This is a genomic window from Fodinibius sp. GM108, from assembly GCF_058386985.1.
The window spans coordinates 113,406-128,768 of sequence record NZ_JBYEIR010000010.1 but is presented as its reverse complement, the minus strand read 5'-3'; the positions used below and the strand labels follow the sequence as shown (position 1 = coordinate 128,768).

General features: G+C 42.6%; 17 protein-coding genes. 9 read left to right on the top strand and 8 right to left on the bottom strand.

Features of this window, described 5'->3' with window-relative positions; genetic code table 11:
• Window positions 1–26 precede the first annotated feature (26 nt).
• Genes ACT3ID_RS16835 through ACT3ID_RS16825 form a run of 3 tightly spaced genes read right to left on the bottom strand, consistent with a single transcriptional unit; the run spans window position 27 to window position 3,082 of the window.
• On the bottom strand, window positions 27–1,070 hold the full coding sequence (locus ACT3ID_RS16835; RefSeq protein WP_491543227.1) for a bifunctional phosphoglucose/phosphomannose isomerase: 1,044 nt from the start codon (window positions 1,068–1,070) through the stop codon (window positions 27–29).
• A gap of 1 nt (window position 1,071) precedes the next feature.
• A complete protein-coding gene (gene ptsP, locus ACT3ID_RS16830) occupies window positions 1,072–2,805 on the bottom strand; it encodes a phosphoenolpyruvate--protein phosphotransferase (protein ID WP_491543226.1) in 1,734 nt (577 codons plus the stop codon).
• The gene (locus ACT3ID_RS16825; RefSeq protein ID WP_491543225.1) at window positions 2,795–3,082 is read right to left on the bottom strand and encodes an HPr family phosphocarrier protein; all 288 of its coding nucleotides are present in this window, start codon (window positions 3,080–3,082) and stop codon (window positions 2,795–2,797) included. The genes ptsP and ACT3ID_RS16825 overlap by 11 nt, the downstream gene beginning before the upstream one ends.
• 269 nt (window positions 3,083–3,351) lie before the next feature.
• Here ACT3ID_RS16825 and gatC point away from each other — a divergent pair, with 269 nt between their 5' ends.
• Both gatC and ACT3ID_RS16815 read left to right on the top strand, forming a co-directional pair.
• Window positions 3,352–3,639, top strand: a complete 288-nt coding sequence (gene gatC, locus ACT3ID_RS16820) for an Asp-tRNA(Asn)/Glu-tRNA(Gln) amidotransferase subunit GatC (RefSeq protein ID WP_491543224.1) — start codon at window positions 3,352–3,354, stop codon at window positions 3,637–3,639.
• Window positions 3,640–3,712: 73 nt separating this feature from the next.
• On the top strand, window positions 3,713–6,214 hold the full coding sequence (locus tag ACT3ID_RS16815) for a YfhO family protein (protein ID WP_491543223.1): 2,502 nt from the start codon (window positions 3,713–3,715) through the stop codon (window positions 6,212–6,214).
• Window positions 6,215–6,389: 175 nt separating this feature from the next.
• On the opposite strand, the gene ACT3ID_RS16810 is transcribed toward ACT3ID_RS16815, so the two are convergent.
• Complete coding sequence (locus tag ACT3ID_RS16810) at window positions 6,390–7,364, bottom strand: sulfotransferase domain-containing protein (RefSeq protein ID WP_491543222.1); 975 nt, start codon at window positions 7,362–7,364, stop codon at window positions 6,390–6,392.
• 7 nt (window positions 7,365–7,371) lie between these two features.
• The gene (locus tag ACT3ID_RS16805) at window positions 7,372–8,199 is read right to left on the bottom strand and encodes a glycosyltransferase (protein WP_491543221.1); all 828 of its coding nucleotides are present in this window, start codon (window positions 8,197–8,199) and stop codon (window positions 7,372–7,374) included.
• Window positions 8,200–8,288: 89 nt separating this feature from the next.
• Between ACT3ID_RS16805 and ACT3ID_RS16800 the strand changes: the two genes are divergently transcribed.
• Window positions 8,289–9,218 carry a glycosyltransferase gene (locus ACT3ID_RS16800; protein WP_491543220.1) on the top strand — a complete coding sequence of 310 codons (930 nt, stop codon included), beginning with the start codon at window positions 8,289–8,291 and terminating at the stop codon, window positions 9,216–9,218.
• Window positions 9,219–9,333: 115 nt separating this feature from the next.
• On the opposite strand, the gene ACT3ID_RS16795 is transcribed toward ACT3ID_RS16800, so the two are convergent.
• Window positions 9,334–9,981 (bottom strand): 2OG-Fe(II) oxygenase, encoded by a 648-nt coding sequence (locus ACT3ID_RS16795; RefSeq protein WP_491543219.1) that lies wholly within the window; start codon window positions 9,979–9,981, stop codon window positions 9,334–9,336.
• A 225-nt stretch (window positions 9,982–10,206) separates the two neighbouring features.
• Here ACT3ID_RS16795 and ACT3ID_RS16790 point away from each other — a divergent pair, with 225 nt between their 5' ends.
• The 6 genes from ACT3ID_RS16790 to ACT3ID_RS16765 all read left to right on the top strand — a co-directional run bounded on the left by ACT3ID_RS16790 (window position 10,207) and on the right by ACT3ID_RS16765 (window position 13,270).
• Complete coding sequence (locus ACT3ID_RS16790; RefSeq protein WP_491543218.1) at window positions 10,207–10,527, top strand: ArsR/SmtB family transcription factor; 321 nt, start codon at window positions 10,207–10,209, stop codon at window positions 10,525–10,527.
• On the top strand, window positions 10,527–10,955 hold the full coding sequence (locus ACT3ID_RS16785) for an SRPBCC family protein (protein WP_491543217.1): 429 nt from the start codon (window positions 10,527–10,529) through the stop codon (window positions 10,953–10,955). The genes ACT3ID_RS16790 and ACT3ID_RS16785 overlap by 1 nt, the downstream gene beginning before the upstream one ends.
• Window positions 10,956–10,967: 12 nt before the next feature.
• The gene (locus tag ACT3ID_RS16780) at window positions 10,968–11,396 is read left to right on the top strand and encodes an SRPBCC family protein (protein ID WP_491543216.1); all 429 of its coding nucleotides are present in this window, start codon (window positions 10,968–10,970) and stop codon (window positions 11,394–11,396) included.
• A gap of 37 nt (window positions 11,397–11,433) precedes the next feature.
• Window positions 11,434–11,616, top strand: coding sequence for a hypothetical protein (locus ACT3ID_RS16775; RefSeq protein ID WP_491543215.1), 183 nt, complete (start codon window positions 11,434–11,436; stop codon window positions 11,614–11,616).
• A 120-nt stretch (window positions 11,617–11,736) separates the two neighbouring features.
• Entirely contained in the window at window positions 11,737–11,931 is a 195-nt protein-coding gene (locus tag ACT3ID_RS16770) for a hypothetical protein (protein ID WP_491543214.1), read from the top strand.
• A gap of 460 nt (window positions 11,932–12,391) precedes the next feature.
• Complete coding sequence (locus ACT3ID_RS16765; protein ID WP_491543213.1) at window positions 12,392–13,270, top strand: ATP-grasp fold amidoligase family protein; 879 nt, start codon at window positions 12,392–12,394, stop codon at window positions 13,268–13,270.
• 19 nt (window positions 13,271–13,289) lie between these two features.
• Here the strand turns inward: ACT3ID_RS16765 and ACT3ID_RS16760 are convergent, their stop codons facing one another.
• Together ACT3ID_RS16760 and ACT3ID_RS16755 are read right to left on the bottom strand one after the other, a co-directional pair.
• A complete protein-coding gene (locus tag ACT3ID_RS16760) occupies window positions 13,290–14,438 on the bottom strand; it encodes a glycosyltransferase (RefSeq protein WP_491543212.1) in 1,149 nt (382 codons plus the stop codon).
• A gap of 6 nt (window positions 14,439–14,444) precedes the next feature.
• Window positions 14,445–15,356: a sulfotransferase family protein gene (locus ACT3ID_RS16755; protein WP_491543211.1), complete on the bottom strand. Its 912-nt coding sequence runs from the start codon at window positions 15,354–15,356 to the stop codon at window positions 14,445–14,447.
• Window positions 15,357–15,363 lie beyond the last annotated feature (7 nt).

Here is a 15,363-nt window from a genome sequence, read left to right as displayed (position 1 = left end):
ACTATAATTTCAAAATCAATTAAACATTACGCTTCGGCTAACTTACTTTTCAAAAGATCTATCTTGGCAATGGGTGTCGGATCTACATCATTCAATACAGCCAGATAAAAACTGGTCCAGTCGGCTATCTGAATAAGTGAAAACATTCGCGCAAGCCTGGTTTCTCCACGGGTTTTCAATACATGTAAAGATGCTGTTTGATCTTCGACCAGCTCTTCAACAATCTCCATTCTTCGCTGCACCCGCGGATTATCCTTTTTATCCTTTAGCATAACTACAGAAAGTCGCCCAGTCAGGTGTACAATTCGCTCCCACCCTACAATTTCGTTATGGTTCATTTCAGGTAGTGTATTACCATAAGAAAGCGTTTTAGCATTTTCAGCAAATTGTCCGCGCCACCGCAAGTTAACCGGCTCCATCATGGTGGCATCCGAATAGAAAATCGGGAGCGTATCGTTCAGCTCTTCGGCCAGTGCCAGGGCCTCATTATCTTCCGGATCAGATAACAGCTCATTCTGTTCAGATAAAAAGTCAGCTGTTTCTTTGAGGGCAGTATCTCCTTCATCCAAAAAACCAAGGTGCTGAAAAATGCGATATAAAGGCACAAAACTATACCCGAGGGCTGCACGTGGCGGCATTCCACTGGGAATTTTAATATAGTCAAAACCTTCTTTTGCAGCCTTCAGCATCAGCTCCCCCCCTGAAGTTACGCCTATGGTCTGTGCCCCACTATTACGGGCTGCAGTTAGAGCAGTAAGCGTTTCTTCGGTGTTACCAGAAAAACTGCAGGCTATGAACAGGGTTTGCTCATCAACCCAATTCGGAATTTCGTAGTGCCTCACTACCTGGACGGGAAACGGACAGGTTTTATAGCTGTACGCACGAATCAGATCGGCACCGATGGCAGAGCCGCCCATTCCTGCAAAGCATATTTTGTTGATGCGATTCTGGTCAATCGTCAAATCCAGATCGCCAGTGATATCCATTGCTTCTCTCCACTGCTCGGGAAAATTTACCAGTAACTCCCGCATGTTTTGACTATCAATTTTTTGAATGTGCTCTAGATCCATTTTAGTAATTATTTTTTGTTTTCCAATTCGAAAAAATTTGTTTGATATCGTCCATAGTGTCGCTCGCTAATACTTTTTCGCTCAACTCTTGCATCTCTGATAATGAATGATTGCGCAGCATCTGCTTAACCGAAGGTAATACCACCGGATTCATACTTAAACTATTGATTCCCATTCCCAATAAACAGCATGCTGCAATGGGATCGGAGGCTAGTTCTCCACACACGCTCAGCGGTATTCCCTCTCTTTGAGCGGCATCAGCTACTTTTTTTATCAATTCCCATATAGCCGGATGCCGCTGGTCGTAAAGCGAAGATATTCGCACATTTCCGCGATCCACGGCCAATATATATTGAGTCAGATCATTCGTACCGATGCTCATAAAATCGGCGTGGCGAGCAAAATTATCAGCTTTAATTGCCACAGAAGGCACCTCTACCATAATACCCAGCTGTACTTCTTCATCCACAGTAATACCTTGCTTCATCAGATCGCCCTGAATATTGAACATAAGCTCTTTCACCCGCAAAAGCTCATCGACGGTAGAAATCATCGGCAACAGGATACGCACTCTACCTTTAAATTTTGCAGCCACCTTTAGTATCGCTGTCATCTGATTTTTAAGCATCTGATCCTCATCCAACAGCATGCGAATACCCCGCCAGCCCAAGAAAGGATTCTGCTCTCTTTCCGCATCATCGAAAAATTTATCACCACCCGCATCAAACAGCCGAATGGTTACAGGGTGAGGTTCTGTGGATTTCAGAATCAGCTGGTAAAATTTTTCTTGCTGCTCCTGATCGCTAAAATTCTCGCGACTTAAATAAATCGATTCAGTCCGTAATAAGCCGATACCCTCGGCACGAAACTGCTGAACAGCACTTAGCTCTTCAGTAAATTCGATATTAGCTTGCAACGTAAACGGCTTTCCGTCGGCTGTCCGATTTGGCTGCTTAACTATAGATTCAAAATCAGTTTGCGCCTTAACTTCCTGATCCATCAACTCCTGGTATTTCTGGCGCGAATCTTCCTGCGGATGCACGATCACCTCACCATTGCGGCCGTCCAGGATAACCAGCTCATCAGATTTAATGGCATCCGTAGCATTTTGCACTCCTACAACCGCCGGAATTCCCATAGAACGAGCAATAATGGCGGCATGCGAGGTCGTCCCGCCGCGATCCATAATTATTCCTTTAATGTCGCGGCTGGTAAATTCAATAACTTCACGAGGGCTCAGCTCGTGAGCAACCAAAATGGTTCCCTCGGCAAACTCATCCTGATGGTCATGTAAAATTTGAATCAGTCGATCTCTCACATCAGAAATGTCGACCGATCGATCGGGGCCATTATCGCCAAAATTTTGATCAATAACCTTTAAATAACTGTCAAAAACTTTTTGAATAGCAGTATCAGCAGCCCTATTATTTACGGAGATTTCATGCTCAACCTGTTTTGTTAATTCAGGATCATTAAGCATTTCGATCTGGGTACGGACCAGCTCAATGGCATTTTCATCTTCTGATCCGTCGCGAAGTTTTTCGAGTTCTTTCTTTGCTTTTTGACGAGCATCTTGAAATTTGCTGATATGCTGTTGAACACGATCATCAGCAACCTGTCTCTCAGAAACACTGGGCAAGCTTCGTTGATATATACTGGTTTTGCCAATGACGATACCAGGACAACCGGGCGATCCTGACAATGAAAATTCTTTGATATCGTCGTTATTGCTCATCTTGTCCTTCGTATGCTTCTCCAAAACCACTGTTGATTAATTCTGTAATAGCTTCTGTTGCTTCTTCCTCGTCCGGACCTTCAACCTCTAATTCTAGTTCAGCACCTTTCTCCGCAGCCAAAGTCATTACACCCAGAATACTCTTTCCGTTCACTTTGTACCCATACATATGAATATGGAAATCGGACTCAAATTTACTTGCCACTTTTACCAGTGCAGCGGCCGGACGGGCATGAAGTCCCGCATCATTAACAATTGTAACTTTCTTCTTTATCATTCTAAATTTTTTGTTAAAAACAAGATGCCAATTATACTAATAACTATCCACTGGCAGTTATCAGAGGCTGCTGATTCTTTTAACTTAAGTCAAAAATTAAATTTAGGAACTGCTCACTCATTTAAGGGAAAATTTATTTCAGAAGAAGTTTATGCCTCATGGCATACTGTCTACTGCTCACTGCCAACTGTTAACTGCCTACTGTAAACTGTAAGATTGTTTTATTAAATTGTGTTCCAATTTTTGAATGAATCAAATATCGAAATTTCATGTCTGTAACCAAAAAAGATGTTGAATACGTAGCGGATTTGGCCCGTTTGCAACTATCAGATGAAGAGACAGAATCACTTGCAAACGATATGAACCAGATTCTTGATTATATGACAACGCTCGAAGAGGTTGACACCTCTGATGTGGAGCCATTAGAGCACGTTATCGATCTGGAATATCGCCTCAGAAAAGACGAGGCCAAAGAACCGCTCTCGCACGAAGATGCGCTCAAAAATGCTCCCGATGCCGATTCAGATTACTTCCGCGTGCCCCGGGTTATTGAGTGATGATTTGTGGCTTGTAACTTGTAATTCGTCATTGTGTAGCTTTGTGATAAAATATTCATAAAAAAATAAACCTTTGGCTTCAAAAAAGACTCCCTCTCTTAAAGAAGATTTCATTTCCAGGCTTTCGGATAAGAAAAAGCATGCCCTAGCACTTATTTTTCTCTTCATCCTGCCTCTGATTCTTTACTCGGCTATTTTCTTCGGGGGACAACAATTTATGGGAAATGATGTCACTCAATGGCGAGCCAGTGCCCAGTCGGTGATTGAACATATCGACGAGCATGATGAGCATCCACTGTGGGTTACCAATATGTTTTCCGGGATGCCGTCGTACGTAGTCCACAACCCCAGCTCTCCGCCCAATATTGATCTTTTTATAAAAAAGATTTCAGGCTCAGTACAGCCCCTGCTCTATTTCTGGGTTCTGCTCGGCGGCACATACCTATTTTTTGTAATGCTGGGCGTCCGCCCTTTTTCGTCCGCCCTGGGATCGATCCTTATCGGTTTCACCACTTACCTGCCCATTATCATCGAAGCGGGACACTACAACAAATTTATCGCTTTCGCACTTATCCCGTGGATGTTTGTCGGTTACCTGATGGTATCCCGATCCGACAAAAAGCTGCTGGCATTTTTTACTTTTGCCCTGGCGCTGACACTTCAGCTGCGAGCCAATCATCCCCAGGTATTATATTACTTTCTTTATTTGCTGGGCTTTTGGTGGATCTACGACAGTTGGCTTTCATACAAAAAAGATGAAATTTGGGATTGGCTGAATCGCACAGGCATTGCTTTTGGAGCTGGTATCCTGGCCATTATTTGCAGTATTGATGTTTTTTGGCGTCTCTATGAGTATTCAGAATACAGCACACGCGGAGGCTCGACACTTGAAACAGCCGGCGGTGGAAGCGGTGGGCTTTCTCTCGATTACGCCTTCAGCTGGTCGCAAGGTGTGGGCGAACTTTTTACGCTTATCATTCCCGGTCTCTATGGCGGATCCTCCAGCGAAGCCTATTGGGGACCAAAATCGTTCACCAGCGGCCCGCACTATTTCGGAGCCATCGCTTTTGTACTGGCACTAGTCGGATTATTCCGCTATCGCAAAAAAATAAAGTATCTGTTTTTCGGCGTCGGATCGCTGACAGCATTATTTGCGCTTGGAGAAAACTTTCGGCTGCTTAATGAATTCATGTTTCATTACATGCCGTTCTTCAACAAATTCCGGACGCCGGAAATGTGGCTCATCGTAACGGTATTTTGTTTTTCTGTACTTGCCGTATATGGGATAGAAGCTACTTTCCAAATTGCCACCGATCGACAAAAATCGATCAACGATCTGTTTCTTCCGCTGGGAATTGCAATAGGGCTCGGTGTTGTATTTGCCCTTGGGAGCAATGCTCTTTTATCCTTTGAAAAACCCGGCGAAGTTCAGCAGTTTTCTCAGCAGCTGGCCCGACAAAACAATGTTTCGCCTGATAATCCCCAGGTGCAGCAAAAAGTTCAGAGTTACATCAACAATCAGTTAAAACCTGATCGCAAAGAGATGGCCAGAAGCGACTCTATCCGATATCTAATTCTGGCACTTATAGCCAGCGGATTAATTGTAGGACTGATAAATAGAAAAATAAGCAAGGGATATTTTCTTGTCGGGTTATTACTCTTGGCAGCTTATGATATGCTCAGTGTTGACAGTCGCTATGTTGATGAAGAACGGATGGTCCCAGATCATATTGAAGCAGAGCAGCAGATCCGGCAGCAAAAACAGCCGATGGATGAATATGTGATCCAAAATATTGAAAGTGGCGAAGGATATCCATGGCGGGTATTTCCCTTGACACGAAATCCATTTAATAACGCCGTTCCGATGTCCTATTTCTATCCAACTGTGGGCGGATATACTGGGGCCAAGCTGGCGCACTACCAGGATCTTGTTGATCACCTGCTAATGCAGGGACCTTCCGGAATTAATCATCCAATTCTTGATATGCTGAACGTCAAATATCTGACGGCTCAGCAGCCTCTCCCCTTCGATGGCTATACCGAAGTTTTCAATCAAGGCAATCAGTACGTGTACGAAAACAATGATGTGCTGCCCAAAGCATTTTTTGTGGATTCGGTAAAAACCGTTGGCAGTCCACAGGAGGCAGTTGACTTGATGCAACCAAATGCCGGTTTTAATCCTGCTGAAACAGCCATTGTTGAAACGGAGGAACAAGTTATGGCCTCTGAGGACACAACCACTCGGGTATCAGTAGAAAGCTATAAAGCAAACGAATTTACGCTCCAAACTTCATCTCAGGAAGATGACTTTTTAGTCATCAGCGAAATCTACTATCCTGAAGGATGGGTAGCTGAAATTGATGGTGAACCGACTGAAATCTATAAAACAAATTTTGTATTGCGTGGACTGGAAATTCCGGCGGGCGACCACACCATCACGATGTCTTTCGAACCAGCCTCTCATATTTGGGGGATGCGCATCGCCTGGGCTGGACATATCATCCTGTGGATTACCGGACTTGGTGCCGTCGGTTTATGGTACATCAGACGCAATGAGGAACGTGCAGCAAATTAATATTTCCAACGTTCATACCAGGCTATGCCAAACGTCATCATTTGGCAACGGAAACTAAAACGAGTTTCAAGCGTGGACGCTTGAAACAGCCGCAGGATATAATTCACAAGTGTAGGCGCTTGAAACTACTTACGCGGTATATTTGAAGGCCAAAAAACAGCACAAGAGGTAAGAATCAGTCAAATAGCCGTTGTTCTTGCTGATTCATGCATCGGGGCAGCAGATCTGTAGAATAGATTTCGATCTCGAAATAATCCAGTACGCGCTGCATACGCTCAATATCATCGGCATCGAAAAAACGTCGCCATTTTGAGAGTTGGAGCTCCAGATCTTCTTTAAACGTAGCCTCTTTGGTCGTGGAACTTTCTTCACGCACCCGCTCCAAAATTCCATCGGGCATCTCCATATTCCACTGATTAAAGATATGCCATAATTCCTGCTCCGGATTCAAAAGCAATGCTTCATAATAAACAGTATGCCAATCCCGGTTGTGGCGCTCGCTGTTTAGCATCACCCGATTATTGATAGCCCATGTTGCTATCATTTTTTCGGGCTTGGTAGTGATGGTAGACAAAAAATCACTATGCTGTTTGATGATTTCATTAAATGGCATCTCTGGAATCTCATATCCCTCAAATTCATAATCCCAGCTACCTTCTTTCATCTGTGATGCGGCAACCGCAAAAGGATGACGCAGTAAATAAATAGGCTTCAACTGAAACTCAAACCTCCTAAACAGCCAAGGGGCCAACGCATTTGCCCGCACAAATTTGACAATCATCCGGTCTGCAGTAATAAAATTAAACGGGAATTCCCGGGAGGCCAGCCAGAAATTCAGGTATTCTCCCTTGAACAATTTAGTAAAAGTCTCCTCGGCTTCTTTCCATTCTTCATTCTCGGGAATATGCTGCCGCCAGCCAAATCCCAGCTTGCTAAATGGCTCCACATTTCGGATATGCAGCGGTTCCCACAGATTTGCCGTCCCCGGCACTTCCCTGATCAGCTCCATCAGCCATGTGCTTCCGCTGCGGGGATAGCTGAAAATGATGATATTTTCTTCGGGCTCGAAGCTGCGTGCACCAGCACTTACATTACAAATCAGATCCAAAACCCTGGTTTTTACATGATATAGCTTTTTACGGATCTCCATAGATATCCTACGTCCAAAATCTTTCTTTCAGGATTCGTTTTAACTCTTTCCAATAGCGGAATGCTGGTACATAGCTGATAAATTCAGTAATCGACTCTGGTTTTTGTTGGGCCCGGCGGATTTTATACAACTGATATTTCCGCTGGCTCCTGTTGAAACGGTGTTTGTGCTTATTATAAAACTGCAGGTAACCACAAAATGATGAACGGTCAGTGATCCTTTCTTCTTGGTGATCCATAAAGATCGTCTGCAAAGGCTTTTGCACATTTTTGACGGGGCCATACTTAGAACTCAGACGGAGCCAGAGATCGTAATCCTGGGCAGCAACCAGATCCTCATCAAAACCGCCTATTTCGATTAATCGGTCGCGCAGTACCAGCGCTTGATTGCCTACTTGATTAGTATACAGCAGGGTATCAAGATCGATCATCTTTTTCTTTTTCCAGCGAAGTTTTCCTCCGGGATAGGCCATCATCGTATCAGAAGTAACGCAGGAATAATCATCTTTATGGGCGGCCAACAGCTCCTCAATACGTTTTTGATGCCATATGTCATCGTCATCGAGTCCGGCTATAAACTCACCTGAAGCAGCCTCTATCGCCTGATTTCGTGCTTGCGCGGCGCCTACAGAACGCTCATTTTCTATGACTAATAATGTTACACCAACGTTTTGCTTATATTGTGCCAACAAATCAGCTGTTCGATCTGTGGAGCCGTCATTTACGACAATCACTTCCATATTCTCGTACGTCTGATCGATGACGGAATTGAGAGCCCGTTTCAGTAAATCAGCTCGATTTTTCGTTGGAATTATGGCAGAAACCAGTGCTGACATTTAATAATGATCTTTTAGTTTATAGCTGAAATATATCATTTGATCGGCTTTTTGATTACAAAAAATATTTCGCATTCTGATATTGTCGTATGGCAGAAATCAACCCTAAAATCAGTGTAATTATTCCCACTTACAACCGGAAACGCTATCTGCTTGATACGCTTCGTTCTCTGGTGAATAATACGGCGGAGCCGGAGGATTATGAAATCATTGTGGTTAACAACAACTCCGACGACAACACGAAATCGGCCGTCACCTCATTTATCAATGAGCATTCGGAATATCAAGTCAGACATGTTATTGAAGAAGATCAGGGGGCATCGCATTCCAGGAATAGAGGCATAAAAGAATCCCGAGCTCCCGTCCTTCTTTTTGTGGATGATGATGAAATTGCCGATGAACACCTTATTCAAAGCTGGATGTCGTTTTTCGGAAAATATCCGAATGCCGCGGGCGGGGGCGGACGCATTGAAGTGCAATTTGAGGATCCGCGTCCTGACTGGATGTCGCATTTTTTAATGCCACTTCTTGGTGAGCATAAAATTTCATCATCTATTAAAAAATACCGCCCCTCACAGTTTCCATTTGCGGGAAATATGGCCTTTCGCAAACAGGTATTTGAAAAATATGGCACGCTCAAAACTGATCTCGGCCGCAAAGGCGGCAGCCTGTTAGCCGGTGAAGAAAAGGAGTTTTATAAACGTATTCGCAAGCATACCGTTCAGATTTATCACGTGCCGGCAGCCAAAGTATATCACAGAGTCGATAAACCGAGGATGACAAAAGAGTTCATAAAAAAGCAAGCCCTGGGACTGGGCAAAACCATTCGCCTGATGCTCGACAATGAATCACCGTTTCGAAAGATTCGCAAGATATCATCGGAGTTGTTTAAATCTGTTGTAACTCTTGGTCTGTTTGTAGGTTATACATTCGGATTAAAGTATCCCAAGGCTAAAATGTTGCTGAAGTTTCGCTGGTGGATCTGGAAGGGATACTGGAAATCTGATATCAGTTATTAATTATGGTTATTGGACAAAACATGAATCCGGATTTTCAGGATTAGCAGGATTTAAGGATCGGTTATTTTTTAATAGTAAACCAAATATGATCTTTGAATATAATCCCCAAATCTGTTTAGAAGAGCGAACTCAAGGAAGCCGGTTGATGCAACAGCCAACCCGTCAGGCTTTTTCGGTGGGTGTGAGTTAGCATAACTTCATGTTCCACAGTATCACTTTTAAACATCACCATTCGCCGGGCCAGTGGAGCGACAAGCACTTCTTCATTATTTGACTGATAAATTTTTAGCTCTCCCCCATCGCCTTTTTTCCAGTTTTCATTGAGATATATAAGCATAGATATAACGCGGTTATTCTTTCCCTTGAACTGATCGATATGTTTTTCATAGCGGGTTTCTGGTGGATATAAGGCAAAATGAAACTCATAATCTGATATGCTAAGGAAAAGCTGTTTTTTAAGATTATGGACCGTTTCATAAAAGAGATTGAAAAGATCGGATAAAGTTGTATCTCGCTGTTGGTCCAGCCAGTAAATAAAATCACCGCGAACAGATGATTCGATCTGGCGTTTTTCTGATGAGCCGATAGCAGCTTTAGAAAATTCATGCTGATCCAGCAGATGCTGAAAGTAGTTCTGTACTTTTTGATAAAGATCATCAGATAGAAAACGATCTACTACCACATATTCGTCTGTTGCCAGTTGGTCCAGCCAGTGATTCCATTGCTCATCGGAATAATGCTGTTGTACCTCGGTTGATTTCATTTCAGTCTCCTTACGTTTTGGTAGAGAATATACACACTTTCAGCAAATTCTATTCTCAAAATTTATTAGATGACCAAGTTTAGTTTTATGCCTTCTCGGAGATTCGGGGCAAATAAGGATGAATATATGACCATTTTTTCAGCCAGTAAAAAATATTTAACCAATAGGTTGAATGTTTTAAATTAATTCCTATATTTAACCGAAAGGTTGAATAATTGGATGAATATGTTAGACTCAACACTACATGCATTAGCAGACAGTACCCGCCGCGACATTCTACTGCGTCTGGCGGAAGAAGAGCACTCGGTCAATGAGATTGCGGAACCCTACGATATGTCGCTCGCTGCGGTCTCCAAGCACCTGAAAGTGCTGGAATCGGCTGATTTGGTGATCCGGCGCAAAGAGGGACGCAAATATTTGTGCCGGATGAACTATGAGCCGCTGGTTGAAGTCTCAGAACTGATAAAGACATATCGCAAATTCTGGGAGACTCGATTCGACGAGCTGGAACAATTTTTAGAAAAACAAAAAGGTGAGGAAGAGTAATGGAAAAAACATCAGAAACAACATTGGTAGTGGAGCGAACAATCCAAGCTTCACCGAAACAAATTTTTGAAGCTCTAACGCAAGAGTCTAAACTCCGGCAGTGGTTTTATCCCATAAAACGAGGGTTTTCGGTAGAAGTGAAATTCGATCCGGAAGTAGGAGGAGCTTATCAAATTGATATGATTGATCCCGATGGGAAAACTTATACCCACAGAGGAGAAATCAAAGCGCTGGTTCCCAATAAGAAACTTTCTTTTACCTGGAATTCGCATGTCGTCGAGGATACGCTGGTGACAATCTTTTTAGAGAAACTAGACGATGGAACAAAAGTTCTTTTAACCCATGACTTTAAGCCTTCTGATGAAATCGGTGGACACGAAGAAGGCTGGAAAGATCTGCTCGAAAATCTCAATAACCTGTTAACCTAACCAATAAATATTATGGGAAATGATGAATCAACATTAACGGTAAAGCGTGTAATCAATGCCGATGCTGAAATGCTTTTTGAGGCATTAACCAACCAAGAAATGATGAAGAAGTGGTTTTATGCATCTGCTGGCAGTGGCTGGTCGGCATCGGTGGAGAATAATCCCCAAGAGGGCGGAAACTTTAAAGTTGATATGCACAGTCCCGAAGAAACCTATTCGCACGAGGGTGTTTACAAAGAGATCATTCCTTCAAAAAAGATTGTCTTTACATGGAATTCTCACTTGGTAAACGACACAATTGTAACCATCACTCTTTATGAGATTGATGGCGGAACGGAGGTAAAGCTCAAACATGAGTTTATGCCAAACGAAGAGAAGAAAAATCATACGCGGGGATGGACCCAGATCCTGGAAAATCTCGATCATGTGGTTGCCGGCTGATTGATTGTCCGGTCCTGTAAATAAAAATGGTGAAACAATGAAAACACAAATTATAGTAATAATGATTGGTGTGCTTCTCGGTTGCTTGACGACAACCGATGGATGGGCACAGAAAAAATCTCCTGATAATTATGAAATGCTCAAAAAATTAGAAGGTGAGTGGACGGGAGTAAGATCCGATGGTAAAAACAGTGGAAACCTCCTACAAAATTATGTCTAATGGTTCGGCTGTCGTCGAGACAATGATACCTGAAGGAGAGCCGAGTATGATAACAGTTTATCACCTGAATGGCGATGAGCTGATCTGACTCACTACTGTTCTGCGGGTAATCAGCCCAGGATGAAAGCATCAATGAGCAGCGGAGAAATAAACTTTAAATTTGTGGATGTTACGAATTTGAAGAGCGAATCTACCGGACATATGAAGAAACTCAATCTGGTTTTTGTGGACGAACAGCATTTAAACCAGGTCTGGACCTGGAGTGAAGGTGATCAGGAAATGAGTGAAGTTTTTGAATATGAACGAATACGATAATAACGCTTAGAATTTAAAAAATGAATAAAAGCTCATCTTAACAGAGATGGGCTTTTATCATTTTGAACAATACTGTTCATCCAATAACAACTATCTGCTTTTTTGATTTGTCTCACTTCGAAGGAGCGCCGCCGAAACGAGAGAAACGCAGACAAACAAAAACAAGGATCAATACCGCTGGTTCGGGATGATAATTTGTAATTGGGATGTTGCCTTACCTAAACTCTTTTAGCTTTAGTTATGTGATAGTTGTGTTCCTAACATTAGCTGAATAAAAGCACCTGGTTAATTAGTGGTACCCAGAAATATTCAAAGATCAATTATTAGGACTGGAACAAAACTTTTCGCTACAGGTTCAGAATAATGCTGCTAAAAAAGTTCGGTAGCTATCAAATGGGTTCTCGTTTCTTCCTATTTGTTTATGCTGCTGTAAAGCAATCATGTCAGTAAATGATTGAAAATGGTTATAAAGAAAACCGTCAAATTCATCTTGAGAAAATCTTTCCGGCGATTTTTAAGGCATTATTTGTCGGACAAATGGTACATAAAATTACGCTATTGGCTGGAACTGGATAAATGGCCGGATATAAAAAACCCTGAAAGTTTTAATGAGAAAATTCAGCATATCAAGTTGTATGATCGCATTGAACTACGACAAATTGCAGCAAACCGTGTAGCTGTTCGTCCGTATGTTTCCCGGAAAGTGGGCAGTGAATATCTGGTGCCGCTTATCGGAACGTATAAAGAGTTAACCGCCGACACTTGGAAATCTCTACCGCAACAGTTTGTTTTGAAAGCCAATCACGGCTACAGCATGATAAACATTGTATTTGATAAGGATGAAGAAATGTACTCAGATGTATATCGGCAAACCGAAGAATGGAAAAAAGTGAACTATGCTGCGCTGAGCAGGGAGTGGGCTTATGAAGAAGCGCCAAGAATCATTTTAGCCGAAGAATTATTGCTAACCGAAGATGATGAGATCCCAGAAGACTATAAATTTTTCTGTTTTCACGGACAGGTAAAATTAATTCAAGTGGATTTTGCCCGATTCGGTGATCACAAGAGAAATCTCTATGACCAGAACTTTGATCAGCTAGATGGTAAACTGTTCTATCGCAATTATGAGGGCGATGTTCAGAAGCCGCCGAATTTTGAGGAAGCCATTGAGGTAGCCGAGAAACTGGCTTCCGATTTCTCTTTTATACGGGTCGATCTGTATCTGCTGAAAAATTCAATCTACTTTGGCGAACTTACAAACTATCCCGGGAATGGTTTTAAACCATTTGAACCGGAAAGCATGAATTATAAGGTAGGTTCATGGCTTAAGTTAGATTAAACAGGTGCACCCGCGTTCTTTATTTCAAGCATTCCGAGTAAATCTGCCCTAAGCGCTGACCCTGCATGGCAGCGTTATAATTCTCCCTGATATGCCTTGCCCCCTGCCGACCCAATTTTTCACGTATTTCCGGATTATTACATATCGTCAAAAGATGCTCTGTCATTGTTTCTATATCCTTTTCATCAGCCAGTAATCCGGTTTCTTTATCTTTAACAACTTCGGAGATATCCCCGTGTCGGCTGCCGATGACAGGCATGCCCGTAGCACTGGCTTCAATAATGGTAACGGGTGCTCCGCCCTCGTTATCACCATTTTCGGCCTCCACACTCGGTGCCAAGAACACATCATAGTTGTAGTATTCCTGACGAAGTTTTTCTAAAGGAATAATGCCTGCAAACTCTACCGAATCATTTAGGTTGTGCTTATCTGCAAATTCCAGGAGCTCTTTTTTAATTTCTTCAGAACTTGAAATATCTCCACTATCTCCAACAATGGTCAGTGTACCCTGGCCTCCCTTTTCTTTAAATTTCTGAAACGCTTTAAGTCCGTATATAAAGCCTTTCTTCTCAACAAATCGTCCCACCATTAGTGCATCTATCTGTTTTTGGGATGGATATTCACTGCGCGCTTCATACTTGTCGAGCTCAATTCCCAGATGTTGCACCGTAATCTTATCCTGCGGACATCCCAGTGCTACCAGTTTTTGTTTCATAGCCGGACCTTCGACCAAAAAACGGGATCCCCGCCGAAATAAAGTAGCATATTTTTCCTTCCACTGCGGTTCCTGTTTGGGAAGCATGGAAGCATCATATCCATAAAAAGTAGTCACCAGCGGAATATCGAGGCGCTGCGCCAATCCCGAGCACAAATATCCCATAGGTCCAAAATGAGCATGAATCAGATCGATATTTTCTTTTTTTGCTTTGAAGTAAAAGCTGGGATAATAACCGATCATCCACATCGCCAGACTATCGGCTATCCTGACGAAAAGGGACAGTTTTTCGGTACGTGAAAAAATAGCTGGTTTCCAGTCAATGGTATCCAAATTTTCCTTTTCATTAGTAAAGACTACCGGTTCCCAGCCGGTCAGGTTTTCCAGCTGCGTATGAATCCAGTTTTCACTTAATCGGAAATAGATGAGGGTAGCCTGGGCCACTTTTGGCATGAATGCTCAAAGTTTAGTTATGGAATTTTGCAGTGTGGGATGAAATTTGGTTCTGGCAATACGTTCTGCGAGTTGTGGATAAATTGTTCTCTCGGCCTGTCTATTTTGTTCAAGAACTTCCGCATGACTCCGATTAGTACTATGCTTCCCACTCCCACTCTTATTTGAAGCCTGCAAATACTTATAAACAGATGAGGCAGAATCCAATCCTAAAAAATCAAGGATCTTATCTACTGTATTGCTGCCGGCTGTAATCAGATCTTCATGCTCAACCAGCAAATAATTAATTTTCTCTGAATCCAGATCATGAAGTAATGTATTGTAGCTCTGTGCCCAATATTCAAAAACCGATTCCGTATCAGTATCTCCATATTTATCCTTCAAAAGTTGTGACAACTCTTTCAGATTTCCTTTTTTAATCTGTTTTTGGATCGATTGAACAGTGGCCGCATAATTTCTCAGGATGACAACCACTCGTACCTTCTGATCGATCTGTTTAATTACCGGTGCATTAAAGTTGAGTCTGACCTCCTTGATTATCTGAAGGGGATTATCGCTTTTCGGCGGATAACCTGTAGTTTGTCGGCGATGAAAATTCAGTTCAAAAAAGTCACGGGCAAAAGGAGAAATTTTCCACAGCTTCTGGGCTGTTTCCATATCAGTCTTCCACGCCCAATCCGCATCACTTATCTTGCTGAATAAAAACCTTTTCCTGTTTTTGAGATGCAAAAATTCATTTTGGAAATAGCTTGCTTTGGCAGATTTGTCTTCGATATTTGTAAAACGATCGGGCCACTCCTTAAACCGGCTGATATTCTGTGACAGCGGCTCCATATACAGTTCGGAGGCAGGATGCATATCCAAAATATTGGAGAGCCAGGTCGTCGCCGATCGTTCTATGCCTAATACAAACACCATAGCTTGT